The organism is Streptomyces sp. NPDC055189, from assembly GCF_053606765.1.
The window spans coordinates 1-16,237 of sequence record NZ_JBSGSG010000016.1 but is presented as its reverse complement, the minus strand read 5'-3'; the positions used below and the strand labels follow the sequence as shown (position 1 = coordinate 16,237).

Sequence of the window (16,237 nt, the reverse complement as noted above, 5' to 3'; positions counted from 1 at the left end):
GAATCCCCATGGCCGTACCCAAGCGGAAGATGTCCCGCAGCAACACCCGTCACCGCCGGGCCCAGTGGAAGGCCGTCACCCCGCAGCTCGTGCCGGTCACCGTCGACGGCTCCGCCTACCTGGTGCCCCGGCGACTGGCCAAGGCCTACGAGCGCGGCCTGCTGCGGCCCGGCGACTGACGGGCCGGGGACTGACGGGCCGGGCACGGACGGCCGCCGGGCCCGGCACCGTCTCATCGCACCAAGCGCAGCAGGTGGGCGCAGGCCTCCGCCTCGTCCGCGTGCCGGGCGAGAGGGTGATGCTCTCCGCGTTCGTACGTCCCGGTCTCCCACGCCGCGCCGTCCCCGGTCCTGCGCAGGTAGACGAAGTCGGGGGGCGTGGGGGCCGGTTCGTGGACTCCCTCGATCCAGAAGTAGCCGTCGGCGACACCGGCTTCGCGCAGCGCGGCGGGCAGTCCACGGATGTCCACGGGGGCGCTAGCCGTTCGCCGGCTCGAGGTAGCCGTGCTCCAGCAGCCACTTCACGTTCAGGCGCTGCCCCTCGCCCGGATCCAGGAAGACCGGGTCGAGCTTGACCTGCTGCCCGCCGCCGGGCTGCGCGAACCAGGGGGCGATGCCGCCCTGCCAGACGTGGAACGGCTTGCTCACCTTGTAGACGCGGTAGTCGCAGGCGACGGCGGCGTCACGGGTGTTGAGATTCTGCGGGGGCAGCGCCCGCTCGGCGTACGAGTCGCCCGCCGGGGCCAGGAACGAGCCGTACTCGGATCCGAAGCGGTCGAGGAGCTCGCCCTTCTCCAGTTCCTCGGGATGCTTGTCGACCCGGCCGTTGACCGTCTCGAAGCCGTCGTTCGGCGGGTACTTCCAACTGCCCGTTTCGGCGGGGCCCTCCCAGTACTTCTTCAGGAAGGCCGACGGCGAGAGGCCGCCCGTGCGCTTCCACCCCTTGAGCAGCGGTCCGACCGGTTCCTGCCACTTCTTGGGGAGCCACTTCGGACCGAGGCGTGCGTCCTTGTGGAACTCGCCGGTGCAGGGCTCGTGCCGCACCGAGGGTGATGACGACCCCGCCGGCGCCGCCGCCGACTTCTGATCCGCCTGCCCCGCCGCCGTCGCGGTAGGAGCGGCCGCCATCGCGGTTGCCACACCCAGCGCCGCCAGAACGGTACGGATCCGGATCACAGAACTGCGGTCCACTCGCAAACTCCTCGCCTGTCCACGGGAAACGAAGAACATCTCGCACACCGTATCCATCCAGTGGCTTTGTGTTACCGGATTCCGTCGCGATGGCCGAATCGGGCCCGCCGGGAGAGTGGAAGTTCGGCGGGTTCCCGGGAGGGCGCGGCCTGCCGCGCCGGGCCCGGCGGGCGGGTGTCGCAAGCTGCCGAAGAGGAGCCTTTCCTATCGGCTGAGGAGCTGGTAATCGACATGCCCGCACTGTTCCGCCCGCAGCGCACCGGACGCCTGCTGACCACCTTGGCCTGCGCGTTCGCCGCCGCGTCCGTCCCGGTGTTCCCCGCGGGGAACGCCTTCGCGTCGGCCGGGGACCCACCGGCCGGCCGGGCAGCGGCCGCTGCTCCCCTGCCCGGCGGGCTCGGCCCCTGTGTACCGGGTACCTGCCCTTCGGGCCCGTACCCGCCCGTCACCAACGGCACGATCCGCTACCGGGACAACGCGATCAACATCTTCGCGGGCGGTGACTTCCTGGTGCGCGGGAGCGCGGCGGAGGCCGAGGGACGTGTCGTCGTCCTGGGCGACTTCGACCAGAACGAGAGGGCCGGAGTCAGCGCCGTATACAACATCGGCGAGGCTGGCGTCGGCTCCCGGGTCGCGCCCCCGGTCGGTTCCGACTGGCTCACCACCGGGGGCGACGTCACGGTCGCCGACGGCCAGCGGCTCCTCGCGGAGCAGGGGGTCGTACGCCACGCGGGCGCGGCGAGCGGCACGATCCTGGCCCGGGACACGCCCCGGGACCCGGACGCGGCGGCGCCCTACACCGCGCTGCGCGGTCAGCTGAGCGCGGCGAGCCAGTGTTACGCGCACGGGGAGAACGGCACCCGGACGCCGACCGGCACGGCCGTGCACGCGGGCGGCGAGACCCTGTTCACCGGGGACGGCACATCGGCGCGCCAGGTGTTCAACGTCGACTTCGACCTGGCCGGCGCGAGCGGCGGACAGGAGGGCGTGCGGTTCGCGAACATCCCGGACGGGGCGACGGTCCTGGTCAACGTCCTCGGCACGCGGCGGGTCATCAACACCTACAGCGGCGGCATCGACGACGCGACGGATCCGCTCAACGCACTGCGCGAGCGCCTGCTGTGGAACTTTCCCGACGTGACGGACCTGGAGCTCAAGGGCACCGGGCAGTTCCAGGGCAGCATGCTGATCGGCCAGAACTCCTCGGACACGACGGTCAGCCTGCCCGGCATCAACGGCCGCTTCTTCTCCGCCGGTTCGATCACCCACACCAGCTCGGAGAGCGGCGGAGGCGGCCAGGAGTTCCACAACTATCCCTTCGTGGGCGACCTGCCCGAGTGCGGGGCCGCGCCGACGGAGACCGGCTCGGTCGAGGTCACCAAGAAGGACGCGGCGGACGGCAAGGTCCTTCCGGGCGCCGTCTTCGAGCTCTGGCACGAGACCAACGGGGTCTCCGGGGTGCAGACCTCCGGCGACGACCCCGATGACCGGATCGGCTCCCCGTGCACCACGGACGCCCGGGGCGAGTGCCGCAGGTCGGTGCCGCTCGGCACGTACTACTGGGTGGAGACCAAGGCCCCGGACGGGTACGACCTGCCCTCACCGGCCTCCTTCGGTCCGCTCGTGGTGACCGAGGCCAACGCCCGCGAGGGCGTCGAGGTGACCGCGGAGAACGAGAAGACGCCCGTCGTCGACCCGGTGGGCGCCCTGCACGTCATCAAGACGGACCGCACCAGCGGCCGCCCGCTGGCGGGGGCCGTGTTCGAACTGTGGCGCGAAACCAACGGCAGGACGGGCCTGCAGACCGCGGGAGCCGACCCGGACACCCGCAGGGGCCAGGGGTGCGCCACGGACCGCCGGGGCCGCTGCGACTTCCCCGACCAGCCCCCGGGCTCCTACTACCTCAAGGAGACCGCGGTGCCGGACGGCTATCGCCTGCCCTCCCCCGCGGTCACCGGCCCCTACCGGCTGACCGAGGACAACGCCGCCAAGGGCGTCACCGTCCGGATCAGCAACAAGCGGGGTGACGCGGGCAAGGGCGGCAAGGGCTGAGCCGTAAGTGATGCCCGCGCACCGGCGGATGACGGCCGATCAGCCGCCGGTGCCGGGTTTCGTGCCCCACACGTAGACCCGGTCGTCCTTCTGCAGCAGCGCGTAGAGCCGCTTCGCGTCCGGCACCGTCAGGTTCACGCAGCCGCCGGACCCGGAGGAGAAGAGGTCGTGCCGAGTGCCGTGCAGGGCCTGGCCGCCGTTGAAGAACTGGGCGTAGGGCATCGGCACGTTGTAGATCGTCGAGAAGTGGTCCCGGTGCTTCCAGTAGATGCGGTGCCAGCCGAGCCGCGTCTCCAGGCCGTCGCGCCCGGTGCGCACCGGCACCGGCGCGAAGACCAGGCGCCGGTTCACCTGGACCCAGAGGATCTGCCGGGTCAGATCCACACAGACCACTCGGTACGCCCGGGACGGACAGCCCTTGCGGGCGGCGGGGTCGCGCCGCACCTGGTCGGCGACCATCGTCCGGTAGGTGCGCAGCGAGGCGAGCCCGTCGGCGGGTGAGACCCCGAGCTTGCGCTGCAACCGCCGGATCGCCGCGCAGTCCTCCGGCGACTGGACCCCGTCGACCGGTCTGCCCAGCTCCTGCTCCAGCTCGCGCTGGTAGGGGGCCGTACCGGCGGTGCACGGCGGTTCCGGGCGGGCGGTCGCCGCGGCTGCGGGGGCGGCGGGCAGGGCGAGGAACAGGACGGTCGCGGCAAGAGACACGGAGAGGGAGACGGAGAGGGTGCAGCTTCGGCGAATCATGTAATCAGATTTGCCACTTGCTCCCTTTCTAGGCTGGTCTGTTCAGGTTTCCCTCATAGTTTCCCTCGTGGTCGTCGGTCTCGTCCGGCGCCTCCAGGTCGGCGGGCAAGACGTCCAGGACGGTGAAGCTGCGGTCGAGCCGAGTGATGCGCAGCACCCGCCATACGCGCGGACTGCTGCGCACCAGGCGAAGAGGGCGCCGTCTGGCCGCGGCCTGCCCCTTGATGCGCACGAGCAGCCGCAGTCCGCCGGCGTCCAGAAACGTCACCTGCCGCAGGTCCACCACGACGTCCTCGTCCGGCCGGGCCATTAACTCCGCTATGCGCGGCGAGAGTTCCTGGTCCGCCCAGGCGTCGAGTTCGCCCCTGAACGTCAGAATGATCGATCCGTCCACCACACGGTGATGCAGCCCAAAGCCCGGGTCGGGCGTGCCCATGATCCACCCCCTAAACTCACTACACCCCGCATACGAAGAGTTACGACAACGCGAGCGGCGCGGCCCGTGGGCCGGCGCCCGACGCCGCCGGGGTCTGGGGCGGCACCGCGAATGGCACCTACATCTTGCCCGCTCAGAGCCAGTTCATACCTCCGGGGGGCAGCACTGGTCACTGTGCGGCGCATATTCGCCACTTGTTGGCCATAGTTACTCTCCGTATTTCATACGCTGTATGTGACACCGACCCGGCGTCACGTCCCCGGGGCCGTGACACCCGGCCGCACGCCCTGCCACCTGCCGACGGTCCCCTTGATCGGGCGGATGGCAGGGACCACGCTGTCTGCCGTACGTCCACACGCGTCACTACCGACACCCGAGGAGCGGACATGGCGGCAGGGATGAACAGCGGGTCAGACGGGTCGCCCGCGGCGGGCACATGGGGCCGGAGACGGTTCATCGGAGCCGTCGCCGCCACCGCTGCCGCCGCCGTCGCCGCACCGGCCCCCGCCTCCGCCGCCACCCTGTCCGCCCCTAGCGCCGCCCGGCCGCCGCGCCGCACAGGGCAGTTGTTCCTCGGTACGTACACCACGCAACCCGGCGGCGGCACGGGCCTGGGCCTGGCCTCGTACGACGAGACGACCGGGCGCATCACCGGCACCGGCACACTGACCGGCGTACCCGACCCCTCCTACCTCTGCCTCCACCCCTCGGGCAACACCCTCTACGCCGTCAACGAACGGGAGCAGGGCGGCGTGACCGCGATCGCGCTCGCGTCCGGCGGCCCCGAGGTCCTGGGGGCGCGCGGCACCGGTGGCGCCGGGCCCTGTCATCTGTCCGTGCACCCGGGCGGACGCTGGCTGCTCAGCGCCAACTACGGCTCCGGAAGCGTGGCCGTCCATCCCATCGAAACCTCGGGCGCACTGGGCGAGTTGAGCGACCTGGCCACCCATTCCAGCCCGCCTCCCGGCCCCGGGCAGGACGGTCCGCACGCCCACCAGATCGTCACCAGTCCCGACGGCGGGCATGTCCTCGCCGTCGACCTGGGCACCGACGCCGTCTACAGCTACCGCCTGGACACGAAGAAGGGAAAGCTCAGCCAGGTCTCGTACGCCGCCCTGCGAGCGGGCGCCGGGCCGCGCCATCTCACCTTCCACCCGTCCGGCCGCTTCGCGTATCTGGCCAACGAGCTCGACAACACGGTGGTGGTCTGCGCGTACGATCCGGCGAGCGGGCGGCTGACTCCCGGTGCTCCGCAGTCCACCGGCACCGGTGAAGGCACCAGCTATCCGGCGCAGTTGCTCGTCACGCGCGAGGGCGGCTTCGCCTTCCTCGCCAACCGCGGGCACAACAGCATCACGCGGTACGCCGTCGAGGCGGACGGCGCCCGGCTGCGGCTGCTCGACACGGTCCCCGTCGGCGGGGACTTCCCCCGGCACATCGCCTTCTCGCCGTCCGAGTCTCTGCTGTTCGCCGCGAACCAGAAGTCGAACTCGGTGAGCGTCTTGAAGGTGGCGGGCGATGGCCGGCTGAGCCTGACGGGCGAGCCGTTCGCCGCCCCCGTGGCCGTGTGCGCGCTGCCGCTCTAGGACGCGCACGACCTGACTGCCCGGGCACCGCATCCGCACGAGGGAAAGGCCGCACCCCTTCCATGACTTCCTTCGCCCCCGCCCCCTCCTGGCTCTCCGACGCCGTCTTCTACCAGATCTACCCGCAGTCCTTCGCCGACTCGAACGGCGACGGCATCGGCGACTTCAACGGCATCACCGCCCATCTGGACCACCTGGCCTGGCTGGGGGTCAACACCGTCTGGATCAACCCGTGCTTCGCCTCGCCGTTCCGCGACGCGGGATACGACGTCAGCGACTACCTCTCCGTCGCGCCCCGCTACGGCACGAACGACGACCTGGCCGAGCTGGTGGCACAGGCGCGCAGGCGCGGCATCCGCGTCCTGCTCGACCTGGTGGCCGGGCACACCTCCGACCGGCACCCGTGGTTCGCCGCCGCGGCCGACGACCCGGACGACCACCGCTACATCTGGGCGCCGCAGGGCCGTCCCGAGGGATTCGTGCGGTCGCCGGGCAGCCGCCCCGGCGCCTATCTGCCGAACTTCTTCGACTTCCAGCCCGCCCTCAACTTCGGTTACGCCCGGATGGATCCGGCCGAGCCGTGGCGCCTGCCCGTCGACGCCGAGGGACCGCGGGCCAACCGTGCCGCACTGCGCGAGGTCATGGACCACTGGCTGAGTCTGGGCCTCGCCGGTTTCCGCGTCGACATGGCGCACTCCCTGGTCAAGGACGACCCGGACCGCGGCGCCACCGCCGCCGTGTGGACGGAGCTGCGCGGCTGGCTGGACGCCGCCCATCCGGATGCGGTGCTGCTCTCGGAGTGGGGCGATCCGGCCGTGTCCGTCCCCGCCGGGTTCCACGCCGACTTCTTCCTGCAGTTCGGCGGCCCCACCAACGGCGGCCCGCTGCGCTCCCTGTGGAACAACGGCGAGGGCACGGCCGACGAGGGGTGGGATCCGCTCGACTGCTTCTTCGACCCCGGCGGCAAGGGCTCGGCCCGTCCGTTCGTCGAGGCGTGGCGGGCGGCCCGCGAGGCCGTCGGCGATGCCGGGCACATCTCGCTGCCCACCGCCAACCACGACTTCTCCCGCCTCAACTGCGGCCCGCGCACCGCCGGGCAGCTCCCGGCGGCCTTCGCCTTCCAGCTCACCTGGCCCACGCTCCCGGCGATCTACTACGGCGACGAGATCGGCATGCGCTACCTCCCCGGGCTCCCGGACACCGAGGGCAGCGTGCTCGGCCCCCGCTACAACCGGGCGGGCTCGCGCACTCCCATGCAGTGGGACGACAGCGCCAACGCCGGTTTCTCCACCGCACCGGCCGACCGTCTCTACCTCCCGGTGGACCCCGACCCGCGGCGCCCCGCCGTCGCCGCCCAGCGGGCCGACGCCGGCTCCCTGCTGCACCTCGTGCGCCGCCTGATCGCCCTGCGCAGGGCCACCCCGGAACTGGGCCCCGACGGCTCGGTGGAGGTGCTGCACGAGGGCTATCCGTTCGTGTACGTGCGGGGCGGGCGCTTCCTCGTGGTGGTCAATCCCCGCAGCACCCCGGCGGCGTTCCCCACCGCCCTCGCGGAGGGGGCGGGTCCGCAGGCCCTGGAGGCCGAGGGCGTGACGACCGGGAGCGGCGTCGTCACGGCGCAGGGATTCGGGTACGGCGTCTTTGATCTGGGGCCCGCACCGGTCTCTGCTTGAGTCCCGGCGGGACAGATGTCCCATTGGGACACCAGAGGTGTACAGTCGAAGACATGAACAAGGCGACGGAATCCGGCTCAGGAGCCCCGGCGGCCCCCGGGGCCCCGGCCACGGAGCGCGGCGGCGAGGACCGCAGGCAGCGCAAGGCCCGGCAGACCCGGGAAGCGCTCGCCGACGCGGCCATCGAGCTGATCCTGGAGCACGGCCTGGCGGCCGTCACCGTGGAGGCCATCGCCGAGCGCGCCGATGTCACGCGCCGCACCTTCAGCCGCCACTTCGGCGGCAAGGAGGCCGCAGCGCTCGACTTCACCCGCGCCGACGGCGACCGCATCAACGCCGCCCTGCGCGCCCGTCCCGCCGATGAGCCCCCGCTGGCCGCCTATCACGCGGCCGTGCGGGACTGGCTCACCGCCGAGGAGGCTCCGGCCCTGCACCGCCGGGGCCGGCGGCGGGAGCTGCTCGCCCTCGTCGACACGGAGCCCGCGCTGTTCGCCGCGTACGAGCGCGTCCGGGTCGACGCCCAGGACGAGTCCGTGCGCATCATCGCCGACCGGCTCGGCACCGACCCCGGCAGGGACCAGCGCCCGGCCGTCGTGGTCGGCGCCGCCGCCGGGGTCCTGACCGCCGCCCTGCGCAGCTGGGCGCGCGGCGGGCACGAGAACGACGCAGACCTCGCCGCACATGTGGAGCAGGCCTACGCCGTCCTGACCGGGGAGGCAGCACTGGCCGCCCCGCACATCGGATGAGGAAAGTGAAAAGCACCATGAGCACCACCCCCGCCACCACCGTCCCCGACTACGCCACCGAGTTCGCGGGCAAGACCGCCCTGGTCACGGGCGCCGCCTCCGGCATCGGCCTCGCCACCGCCCGCCGCCTGGGCGCCGGCGGCGCGAACGTCGTCATCGCCGACTACAACGCCGAGGGCGCCGAGAAGGCCGCCGCCGAGCTCCTCGCGGAGGGCATCAAGGCCGCCGCGGTCGCCGTCGACGTCACCGAGCCCGCCTCCGTCGAGGCCGCCGTGCGGTTCGCCGTCGACACGTTCGGCGGGCTTCACCTCGCGGTCAACAACGCGGGCATCGGCGGGGAGAGCAAGCCGACGGGCGAGTACGACATCGACGTCTACAACCGTGTCGTGCGCACGAACTTGGACGGCGTCTTCTACTCGATGCGCTACGAACTCCCGGTCCTTGAGGCCGCGGGCGCGGGCGCCATCGTGAACGTCGCCTCGATCCTCGGCTCCGTCGGCTTCGCCGGCTCCCCCGCCTACGTCGCCGCCAAGCACGGTGTCGTCGGCCTCACCAAGACCGCGGCCGCCGAGTACGCCGCGAAGGGCATCCGCGTGAACGCGGTCGGCCCCGGCTTCATAGACACCCCGCTGCTGCAGAAGATGAACAAGGACGACTACGACGCGCTCGTCTCGCTGCACCCGGCGGGCCGCCTGGGTCACTCCGAGGAGGTCGCCGAGCTGATCGTCTTCCTGCTCTCGGAGCGGGCCTCGTTCATCCACGGCAGCTACCACCTGGTGGACGGCGCGTACACCGCCCGCTGACCCCTGGCCGCCACCGGGCCTACGGCTTGGTGAAGTGCACGTCCCGGGCCCTCGCGACGATCTCGACCTCGTCGCCGAGGGCCCATTCGGCCACCCGGGACACCGTCGCCGCCGGGACCATGTCGCTGATGCCCTCGGCGGCGGGGATGTCCTGCGTCGCGTGCGCGTCGTGCGGCAGGACCACACGGAAGTCCAGGTCGAGGGCCGTACGCGCGGTCGCCGACACGCACATCTCGGACATCACCCCGCAGATGGCGAGGTCGCTCACGCCCGACTCGGCGAGGAGTTCGCGCAGCGGGGTCCCCTCGAAGCCGTCGTCGACGGTCTTGCGGATGAGGACCTCGCCCCGGTCGGCGTCCACCGGCAGGTGGATCTCCCAGCCGGGCGTGCCCGGTTCGTCGTCGGCTCCCGGCCCACCGTCGTTCTGGAGCTGGACGACCAGCGCACCGGCGGCGCGGGCGCGGGTCATCAGGTCGGTCGTCCGGTCGAGGACGCGGGCCGCGTCGGGGACGGCGGCGTCGCCCGTGACGAAGGCGCTCTGCATGTCGACCACTATCAGCGCCTGGACGGGGGGCGTGGTGTGTGACGCTCTCTCACTCATGGTCCACCATCTTGCCGTTCGCCATGATCAGCCGTACATCCCCCAGGGCCGCGACGTCCGCGAGCGGATCGCCGTGGACCGCGATCAGGTCGGCGCGGTATCCGTCGGCCAGACGTCCGACGTGGTCGGCGATGCCCAGGGCAGCGGCGGCCTCCGTGGTCGCCATGTCGACAATGCGGTGCGGTTCGATGCCCAGGTGCTGATAGAAACCGAGGCTCTGGGCGAGCCCGTCGCAGCCCGCGCGCTGGACGCCCGCGTCCGTCCCGGCGATCAGCCGCGCGCCGTGCTCCGCCATCGTGCGGACCTGGTCGAACATCGCCCTGGCCCGTTCTTCGCCGAAGAACATCGGCAGCATCCGCCAGTTCGGGCTGATGGTCGGGCAGATCCGGATGCCCTTGGCGACGATGGTGTCCAACACGTCCTCGCGCAGGTCGAACCCCTTGCGCGTCATCCAGGTGCAGTGCTCGATGGTGTCGACGCCCGCCATCACGGCGGCCACGATCCCCGCCGTCCCGTGTCCGTGGGCGGCGACCGGCAGCCCCGCCCGGTGCGCCTCACGCACGATCACGCGGAGATCGGGGGCGTCGAACTGGGCCTGCCAGGTGGCGGGGCCGCCCCGGGTGAGGCCGCCGCCGGTGGCCATGACCTTGATGACGTCCGCGCCGAGTTCGGCGTTGCGCCGCACCAGGGCCCGGATCTCGCCCTCGCCCTCGACCTCACCGCCCAGGAACCAGCAGTGGCCGCCTTTCACGGTCAGCGGTGTGGTGGCGGCGACGATCCGCGGGCCCGGCACCCGGGACGCGGCGATCTCCTCGCGCAGGCGCAGGGTGACGCGGCCCCGGTCGCCCAGATCGCGCACCGTGGTGACGCCGCTGCGCACGAACTGCAGCGCGCGCTCCTGCATCGCCGCCATCAGGGTGGTGTCGCTGTGCGCGTCCAGCACCGCGACGGGGTCCTTGCTCGCGTCGAAGACCAGGTGGACGTGGGCGTCGATGAGGCCGGGAAGCACCGTGGCGTCGGGCAGTGCGTACCGCTGCGACACGCCGCGTGCCAGGGGCTCGATCTCGGCCCTGACGCCCACGGCGACGATGTCCGTGCCCTCGGTCAGGACGGCGCCGTCCATGACGTGCCGGCCACCTGGCCCGGTCAGAACCCGCCCTGCCGTGATCAGCGTCTGGCTCATCTCTGCCTTTCCGGGAAGGAGTTGGAGGAGCTGGCGGTGATGCCGGCCTCCATCGTCCGTCATGGGAGGGCAGAAAGTCCGTCATGTGAGGGGAGAACGTCCCGCGCCGAAGGGCGGGACGGGATGTTCGCGCGGCGTCCCGCGGGTACCCATAGCCTGGGGCCGAGTGCCCGCACAGGACGTCGCAGGACGGAGGTCAGGGTCTGATGAGCACGGAAGTCACGGTCCTCCTTGTGGCCGGCGCGATCCTCGCGGTCGCGACACTCGCGGTCGCCGTCGCGCTGCTCGTACGTCTCGTCCGTGCGCGCCGCGATCTGCGCAGGGCGGGGCTGCCGGTCGAGCGCCAGTGGGTGTTCTGGGCCGCGGTCGCCTATCTCGTCCTGCCGGCCGATCTGCTGCCCGATCCGGTGTTCCTCGACGACATCGGGGTGCTCGTGCTCGCGCTGCGGTCCATGAAGTCGGCCAATTCAGGCGTCGGGGGGCGTGGGGCGCAGTAGGGGGCGGCGCAGGTGCCGGGCTTTGGTGAGCAGGAGGTGCATGCGCTCGGTGACCTGGGCGATGTCCTCGACGGGCTCGTCGAAGGCGAGGCGCACGTCCGCCTGGCTGCGGGCCTTCTCCAGGCGCAGCGTGAGCGCGTAGCGGTCGATGGCGAGCGGGCGTACGCGCACCACACCGTGCAGGCTGTCCGCGCACACGAGCCGGGTCAGCTGCTCGACGGCGTCCTCGTGCGCGTCGGCGAGATGGGTGAGCAGCCGCGCCTCGGCCTCGGCCAGCGGATCGGGGGCGGCCAGGGCGAGTTCGTCGAGGTCGATGCCGATCCGGCCGCCCGCCGAGTCGTGCAGCACGGCGCAGGTCGGCGCGAAGATGAATCCCTCCCCGTCGGGTACCAGCGATCCCGAGAGCCACAGCCGGGCCCGGATGCGGTCCCTGACCGGCACGGGGGCGACGTCGGCGAACTCCACCAGGGTGGAGGGTTCGCCGCGCGGTGCGCAGATCATCGCGGTGGCAAGGGCGCTGTCGGGGGGCGGGGACAGCAGGAGGATACCCTCCGGCGTGACGCTGTGCGCGCCGACGAGCTCATCCCGGCCGATCTCCGTGGTCACCGCGCAGGACCACGCGGTGGTGAGCAGTGAGCGAGCGCGTGCCGCGGCGGTGGGCACGGACATGCTGGCGTGACGGACACCCATCCTTGAACCTCCATTAGGTAAGCCTTGCCTAACTTATCGGAGATCGCGGAGCAGGGCCAGTACGGATAAGACCCCGCGCGGCGAATCGCGCGGGGCCTTCGGGCGGACCGGGCAGCGGCCCGGTCGCGTACGTCACTTGATGTCGCTCATGTCAGGCGAGGCGGTCAGTGGCCGCGTGCGATCCACTCCTCCAGGTGAGGCGCCTCCGCGCCCACGGTCGTGCTGTCGCCGTGCCCGGTCCGCACCACCGTCTCGGGGGGCAGCGTCAGGAGCCGGTCCCTGATCGAGTCGACGATCGTCGGGAAGTCGCTGAACGACCGGCCCGTCGCGCCGGGACCGCCCGCGAAGAGCGTGTCGCCGGTGAAGACCGTGGACAGGGCAGGCGCGTGGAGACTGACGGCCCCCGGGCAGTGGCCCGGGGTGTGCAGCACCTTCAACTCGATGCCCGCCACGCCGATTTCCTGCCCGTCGGACAGCTCACCGTCGGGGGCACGGTCGGGGTGGGTCTGCTTCCACAGCTCCGCGTCGGCGGGGTGCAGCAGGATCGGCGCGCCCGTGCGATCGGCGAGCGCCGGGGCCGCGTCGATGTGGTCGTCGTGGGCGTGCGTGCACACGATGGCGACGACCCGCCGCTCCCCCACCGCGGCCGCGATGGTGTCCGCGTCGTGCGCGGCGTCGATGACGACGACCTCGCTGTCGTCGCCCACGATCCATACGTTGTTGTCGACGTCCCAGGTGCCTCCGTCGAGGGAGAACGTGCCCGAGGTGACCAGGTGGTCGATGCGCGCGGCCATCAGAAGACCACCACCGAACGCAGGACATCCCCGTGATGCATCCGCTCGAAGGCCTTCTCCACGTCGGCAAGCGCGATCGTCTCCGTGACGAACGCGTCCAGGTCCAGGCGCCCCTGCTGGTAGAGGTCGATGAGCATCGGGAAGTCGCGCGAGGGCAGGCAGTCCCCGTACCAACTCGACTTCAGCGCGCCGCCGCGCCCGAAGACGTCCAGGAGCGGCAGGTCGATGCGCATGTCCGGTGTCGGCACGCCGACCAGGACGACCGTGCCCGCCAAGTCGCGGGCGTAGAAGGCCTGCTCGTACGTCTCCGGGCGGCCGACGGCCTCGATGACGACGTCGGCGCCGTTGCCGTCGGTCAGCTCGCGGACCGCCTCGACCGGGTCGGCCGAGCGGGAGTTGACGGTGTGCGTGGCGCCGAGGCTCTTGGCCGTCTCGAGCTTCTTGTCGTCGATGTCCACGGCGATGATCTTCGCGGCTCCGGCGAGCCGCGCGCCCACGACCGCCGCGTTGCCGACGCCGCCGCAGCCGATGACGGCGACCGAGTCACCGCGGCCCACGTTGCCGGTGTTGATGGCGGCGCCGATCCCGGCCATGACCCCGCAGCCGAGGAGTCCCGCGGCGGCGGGCGACGCGGCCGGGTCGACCTTGGTGCACTGCCCGGCGGCGACCAGGGTCTTCTCCGCGAAGGCACCGATGCCGAGCGCGGGCGAGAGCTCGGTGCCGTCCGCGAGGGTCATCTTCTGCTTGGCGTTGTGCGTGTCGAAGCAGTACTGGGGCCGCCCGCGCAGGCAGGCGCGGCACTGGCCGCACACCGCACGCCAGTTGAGGACCACGAAGTCGCCGGGCGCGACCTCCGTGACACCCTCGCCGACCGACTCCACCACGCCCGCCGCCTCATGGCCGAGGAGGAAGGGGAAGTCGTCGTTGATGCCGCCCTCGCGGTAGTGCAGGTCGGTATGACAGACCCCGCAGGCCTGCACCTTCACCACGGCTTCGCCGGGCCCCGGGTCCGGCACGACGATCGTCTCGATCCGTACCGGCTCGCCCTTCGCGCGCGCGATCACGCCCTGTACCTGCTGCGCCATGAGGTCAGTCCTTCTTTCTTCCGGCGTTAAATGCTCGTCCGGCATCACATGGTTCCTCCCGCATCCTCACAGACCGGGCCCGCTCGCGACGACCCCGGACGCACGAGTTCCGATCATCGGTTCGTGCCGATCCCGATCTGCGGGGCGCGGCGGCGCCTAGGGTGGGCCCGTGCGCGATCTCGCTGCTCAGGCCCTGCTGCCGGTCAACGCGACGCTCGGTGCGGCGCTGCTCGTCCTGCTGCTCGCCGCGGCCACGACGGCCGCCGTGTTCCGCCTCTCCCCCGACGGCTCGTACGGCAGGGCGCGGGAGATCCTGGTGGCCGGGGTGCGGGCGGCCGCCCAGCTGGGCGTGGTGTCCCTGGCGATCGGCTGGGTGATCCACCACATCGCGGCGCTCTTCGCCTTCCTGCTCCTCATGATCGCCGTCGCCGCGCGCACCGCGGGCCGCCGCATCACCTCCAACGGCAGCTGGTGGTGGGCGGCGGTGCCGGTCGCGGGCCCCGTCGTCCCGGTGGTCGCCGGCCTGACCCTGGCCGGGCTGCTTCCGGTGCGCGGCATCGCGATGATTCCCGTGACCGGCATCCTGATCGGCGGCGCGCTGACGGCGACGGTCCTCGGCGGGCGCCGGGCGCTGGACGAACTCGACTCCCGCAAGGGCGAGTTCGAGGCGGGCCTGGCCCTCGGCCTGCTCGCGAGGGACGCCCGCCTGGAGGTGATCCGCCCCGCCGCTTCGGACGCCCTGCTGCCCGGACTCGACCAGACCCGCACGGTGGGCCTGGTCACGCTGCCCGGAGCCTTCGTCGGCATGCTCCTGGGCGGGGCGTCGCCCGTCCTGGCGGGCGCGGTCCAGCTGTTCGTGCTGATCGCCCTCATGGCGGTCCAGACGATCGCGGTGGCCGCGACCGTCGAGCTGGTGGCCTGCGGGCGCCTGAACCGGACGGCAACTATCTTGGCGTGACGAGGGGGGACCATGTCGCTTGCAGACCAATTGCCCGCGCTGATCGGTGTCGTGGTGGGTTCCGTGGGGTCCTACGCGGCCCAGAGCCTGACCGAACGGCGGAAGTGGAAGATACAGAAGCTGGAGCGATGGGACGAGAAGCGGTTCGAGACGTACAGCCGCTACGGAAACGTCCTCAAGGTGCAGCTGCGGATCGCCCAGCGCATCGGCGCGGCCCTGGGCTACTCGGACGTGACCGACCCGCTGGAACCCGACCGCGGGTTCGACGAACTGGCCGAGGCCGAGTCCCATCGCGCGGCCGAGTGGGAATCGATGCTGCTGGTCGGGGACTCTCCCACGATCGCGGCGGCCCGGAAGTGGCACGAAGCGGTGTGGACCATAGAGCTTCTCGTACGGGAAGGCGTCAGCGCGCCGGGTGACTGGACCAGAGCGCACCAGATAGCCAGCGCCGCACGCGACCGGTTCTACGAGAGCGCGCGAGCCGATCTCGGGATCGGCGGCTCTCCCCCGCCCTCGGGAGGATGGCCGCGCCAGTGGCGAGCCGAACTGTCGGCGTAGGCGACGCAGGCGGCGTACGGGCCCGCGCAAAGGGTGCCGCTCGTGTGCGACAGAGGGCCGGCCACGGGCGTGGCGCAGCGCGCGGTACCGGCGCGTAGGCTCCGGATCATGTCTGTTTACGACGCAGTAGAAATCGACAGCCTCCAGGGCGGCTCGGCGAACCTGGACCAGTACCTCGGCAAGGCCGTCCTCATCGTCAACGTCGCCTCCAAGTGCGGTCTCACCCCGCAGTACGCGGGTCTCGAGCGCCTGCACGAGCAGTACGCGGACCGGGGCTTCAGCGTCCTCGGGGTGCCCTGCAACCAGTTCATGGGCCAGGAGCCGGGTACGTCCGAGGAGATCGCGGAGTTCTGCTCGGCGACGTACGGCGTGACGTTCCCGATGACCGAGAAGGTCGACGTGAACGGCGCCGGCCGGCACGCGCTGTACGGGAACCTCGTGGGCACGGCGGACGCCGAGGGGCACACCGGCGATGTCAGGTGGAACTTCGAGAAGTTCGTGATCGGCCCGAACGGCGACGTGGCAGCCCGGTTCGGCCCGAAGACCGAGCCGGACGCTCCCGAGGTCATCGCCGCGATCGAGGCGAACCTGCCGAAGTAAATCGGTCGCACCGGCGAAGGCGCGGCACACCGGCACTGGCC

Annotated in this window: 19 protein-coding genes; 10 read left to right on the top strand and 9 right to left on the bottom strand. The window is 71.7% G+C overall.

What is annotated here, in order from left to right:
* Nucleotides 1-8: 8 nt before the first annotated feature.
* A complete protein-coding gene (rpmF, locus tag ACWFR3_RS14625; protein WP_453734909.1) occupies nucleotides 9-179 on the top strand; it encodes a 50S ribosomal protein L32 in 171 nt (56 codons plus the stop codon).
* 53 nt (nucleotides 180-232) lie between these two features.
* Here rpmF and ACWFR3_RS14620 read toward each other — a convergent pair whose 3' ends face one another.
* Nucleotides 233-469: a hypothetical protein gene (locus ACWFR3_RS14620; protein ID WP_453734908.1), complete on the bottom strand. Its 237-nt coding sequence runs from the start codon at nucleotides 467-469 to the stop codon at nucleotides 233-235.
* Between the two features lie 7 nt (nucleotides 470-476).
* Nucleotides 477-1,175 carry a TNT domain-containing protein gene (locus tag ACWFR3_RS14615; RefSeq protein WP_453735027.1) on the bottom strand — a complete coding sequence of 233 codons (699 nt, stop codon included), beginning with the start codon at nucleotides 1,173-1,175 and terminating at the stop codon, nucleotides 477-479.
* 246 nt (nucleotides 1,176-1,421) lie between these two features.
* Between ACWFR3_RS14615 and ACWFR3_RS14610 the strand changes: the two genes are divergently transcribed.
* Nucleotides 1,422-3,242 (top strand): choice-of-anchor A family protein, encoded by a 1,821-nt coding sequence (locus ACWFR3_RS14610; protein WP_453734907.1) that lies wholly within the window; start codon nucleotides 1,422-1,424, stop codon nucleotides 3,240-3,242.
* Nucleotides 3,243-3,281: 39 nt separating this feature from the next.
* Here ACWFR3_RS14610 and ACWFR3_RS14605 read toward each other — a convergent pair whose 3' ends face one another.
* Nucleotides 3,282-3,986: a L,D-transpeptidase gene (locus ACWFR3_RS14605; RefSeq protein WP_453734906.1), complete on the bottom strand. Its 705-nt coding sequence runs from the start codon at nucleotides 3,984-3,986 to the stop codon at nucleotides 3,282-3,284.
* A 28-nt stretch (nucleotides 3,987-4,014) separates the two neighbouring features.
* Complete coding sequence (locus ACWFR3_RS14600) at nucleotides 4,015-4,422, bottom strand: STAS domain-containing protein (protein WP_453734905.1); 408 nt, start codon at nucleotides 4,420-4,422, stop codon at nucleotides 4,015-4,017.
* Between the two features lie 398 nt (nucleotides 4,423-4,820).
* Between ACWFR3_RS14600 and ACWFR3_RS14595 the strand changes: the two genes are divergently transcribed.
* From ACWFR3_RS14595 to ACWFR3_RS14580, 4 genes are all read left to right on the top strand, one after another.
* Entirely contained in the window at nucleotides 4,821-6,008 is a 1,188-nt protein-coding gene (locus tag ACWFR3_RS14595; RefSeq protein ID WP_453735026.1) for a lactonase family protein, read from the top strand.
* Nucleotides 6,009-6,070: 62 nt separating this feature from the next.
* Complete coding sequence (locus ACWFR3_RS14590) at nucleotides 6,071-7,681, top strand: alpha-amylase family glycosyl hydrolase (RefSeq protein ID WP_453734904.1); 1,611 nt, start codon at nucleotides 6,071-6,073, stop codon at nucleotides 7,679-7,681.
* Between the two features lie 53 nt (nucleotides 7,682-7,734).
* Nucleotides 7,735-8,427 carry a TetR/AcrR family transcriptional regulator gene (locus ACWFR3_RS14585; RefSeq protein ID WP_453734903.1) on the top strand — a complete coding sequence of 231 codons (693 nt, stop codon included), beginning with the start codon at nucleotides 7,735-7,737 and terminating at the stop codon, nucleotides 8,425-8,427.
* 17 nt (nucleotides 8,428-8,444) lie between these two features.
* Nucleotides 8,445-9,230, top strand: a complete 786-nt coding sequence (locus ACWFR3_RS14580; protein WP_453734902.1) for an SDR family NAD(P)-dependent oxidoreductase — start codon at nucleotides 8,445-8,447, stop codon at nucleotides 9,228-9,230.
* Nucleotides 9,231-9,249: 19 nt separating this feature from the next.
* Here ACWFR3_RS14580 and ACWFR3_RS14575 read toward each other — a convergent pair whose 3' ends face one another.
* A complete protein-coding gene (locus ACWFR3_RS14575; RefSeq protein WP_453734901.1) occupies nucleotides 9,250-9,831 on the bottom strand; it encodes an isochorismatase family protein in 582 nt (193 codons plus the stop codon).
* Entirely contained in the window at nucleotides 9,824-11,077 is a 1,254-nt protein-coding gene (locus ACWFR3_RS14570) for an amidohydrolase family protein (RefSeq protein ID WP_453734900.1), read from the bottom strand. Before ACWFR3_RS14570 ends, ACWFR3_RS14575 begins: the two co-directional genes overlap by 8 nt.
* Before the next feature lie 143 nt (nucleotides 11,078-11,220).
* On the opposite strand from ACWFR3_RS14570, the gene ACWFR3_RS14565 reads away from it, so the two are divergent.
* Complete coding sequence (locus ACWFR3_RS14565) at nucleotides 11,221-11,511, top strand: hypothetical protein (protein ID WP_453734899.1); 291 nt, start codon at nucleotides 11,221-11,223, stop codon at nucleotides 11,509-11,511.
* On the opposite strand, the gene ACWFR3_RS14560 is transcribed toward ACWFR3_RS14565, so the two are convergent.
* From ACWFR3_RS14560 to ACWFR3_RS14550, 3 genes are all read right to left on the bottom strand, one after another.
* Entirely contained in the window at nucleotides 11,482-12,201 is a 720-nt protein-coding gene (locus ACWFR3_RS14560; RefSeq protein WP_453734898.1) for a DUF2470 domain-containing protein, read from the bottom strand. The genes ACWFR3_RS14565 and ACWFR3_RS14560 overlap by 30 nt on opposite strands.
* 164 nt (nucleotides 12,202-12,365) lie before the next feature.
* On the bottom strand, nucleotides 12,366-12,995 hold the full coding sequence (locus tag ACWFR3_RS14555; protein WP_453734897.1) for an MBL fold metallo-hydrolase: 630 nt from the start codon (nucleotides 12,993-12,995) through the stop codon (nucleotides 12,366-12,368).
* Nucleotides 12,995-14,080, bottom strand: coding sequence for an S-(hydroxymethyl)mycothiol dehydrogenase (locus ACWFR3_RS14550; RefSeq protein WP_453734896.1), 1,086 nt, complete (start codon nucleotides 14,078-14,080; stop codon nucleotides 12,995-12,997). Before ACWFR3_RS14550 ends, ACWFR3_RS14555 begins: the two co-directional genes overlap by 1 nt.
* A 169-nt stretch (nucleotides 14,081-14,249) precedes the next feature.
* Between ACWFR3_RS14550 and ACWFR3_RS14545 the strand changes: the two genes are divergently transcribed.
* From ACWFR3_RS14545 to ACWFR3_RS14535, 3 genes are all read left to right on the top strand, one after another.
* Nucleotides 14,250-15,038 (top strand): ABC transporter permease, encoded by a 789-nt coding sequence (locus ACWFR3_RS14545; RefSeq protein ID WP_453734895.1) that lies wholly within the window; start codon nucleotides 14,250-14,252, stop codon nucleotides 15,036-15,038.
* Nucleotides 15,039-15,050: 12 nt separating this feature from the next.
* Complete coding sequence (locus ACWFR3_RS14540) at nucleotides 15,051-15,596, top strand: hypothetical protein (protein ID WP_453734894.1); 546 nt, start codon at nucleotides 15,051-15,053, stop codon at nucleotides 15,594-15,596.
* Between the two features lie 108 nt (nucleotides 15,597-15,704).
* Entirely contained in the window at nucleotides 15,705-16,196 is a 492-nt protein-coding gene (locus ACWFR3_RS14535) for a glutathione peroxidase (RefSeq protein WP_453734893.1), read from the top strand.
* Nucleotides 16,197-16,237: the final 41 nt, after the last annotated feature.

What these genes read in the sequence shown, in the direction of transcription:
- ACWFR3_RS14565 (WP_453734899.1), top strand. Translation starts at nt 11,221, where the DNA reads ATGAGCACGGAAGTCACGGTCCTCCTTGTGGCCGGCGCGATCCTCGCG.
- ACWFR3_RS14580 (WP_453734902.1), top strand. Translation starts at nt 8,445, where the DNA reads ATGAGCACCACCCCCGCCACCACCGTCCCCGACTACGCCACCGAGTTC.
- ACWFR3_RS14590 (WP_453734904.1), top strand. Translation starts at nt 6,071, where the DNA reads ATGACTTCCTTCGCCCCCGCCCCCTCCTGGCTCTCCGACGCCGTCTTC.
- ACWFR3_RS14535 (WP_453734893.1), top strand. Translation starts at nt 15,705, where the DNA reads ATGTCTGTTTACGACGCAGTAGAAATCGACAGCCTCCAGGGCGGCTCG.
- ACWFR3_RS14560 (WP_453734898.1), bottom strand. Translation starts at nt 12,201, where the DNA reads ATGGGTGTCCGTCACGCCAGCATGTCCGTGCCCACCGCCGCGGCACGC.
- ACWFR3_RS14595 (WP_453735026.1), top strand. Translation starts at nt 4,821, where the DNA reads ATGAACAGCGGGTCAGACGGGTCGCCCGCGGCGGGCACATGGGGCCGG.
- rpmF (WP_453734909.1), top strand. Translation starts at nt 9, where the DNA reads ATGGCCGTACCCAAGCGGAAGATGTCCCGCAGCAACACCCGTCACCGC.
- ACWFR3_RS14605 (WP_453734906.1), bottom strand. Translation starts at nt 3,986, where the DNA reads ATGATTCGCCGAAGCTGCACCCTCTCCGTCTCCCTCTCCGTGTCTCTT.
- ACWFR3_RS14600 (WP_453734905.1), bottom strand. Translation starts at nt 4,422, where the DNA reads ATGGGCACGCCCGACCCGGGCTTTGGGCTGCATCACCGTGTGGTGGAC.
- ACWFR3_RS14570 (WP_453734900.1), bottom strand. Translation starts at nt 11,077, where the DNA reads ATGACGGACGATGGAGGCCGGCATCACCGCCAGCTCCTCCAACTCCTT.
- ACWFR3_RS14575 (WP_453734901.1), bottom strand. Translation starts at nt 9,831, where the DNA reads ATGAGTGAGAGAGCGTCACACACCACGCCCCCCGTCCAGGCGCTGATA.
- ACWFR3_RS14550 (WP_453734896.1), bottom strand. Translation starts at nt 14,080, where the DNA reads ATGGCGCAGCAGGTACAGGGCGTGATCGCGCGCGCGAAGGGCGAGCCG.
- ACWFR3_RS14540 (WP_453734894.1), top strand. Translation starts at nt 15,051, where the DNA reads ATGTCGCTTGCAGACCAATTGCCCGCGCTGATCGGTGTCGTGGTGGGT.
- ACWFR3_RS14555 (WP_453734897.1), bottom strand. Translation starts at nt 12,995, where the DNA reads ATGGCCGCGCGCATCGACCACCTGGTCACCTCGGGCACGTTCTCCCTC.
- ACWFR3_RS14610 (WP_453734907.1), top strand. Translation starts at nt 1,422, where the DNA reads ATGCCCGCACTGTTCCGCCCGCAGCGCACCGGACGCCTGCTGACCACC.
- ACWFR3_RS14585 (WP_453734903.1), top strand. Translation starts at nt 7,735, where the DNA reads ATGAACAAGGCGACGGAATCCGGCTCAGGAGCCCCGGCGGCCCCCGGG.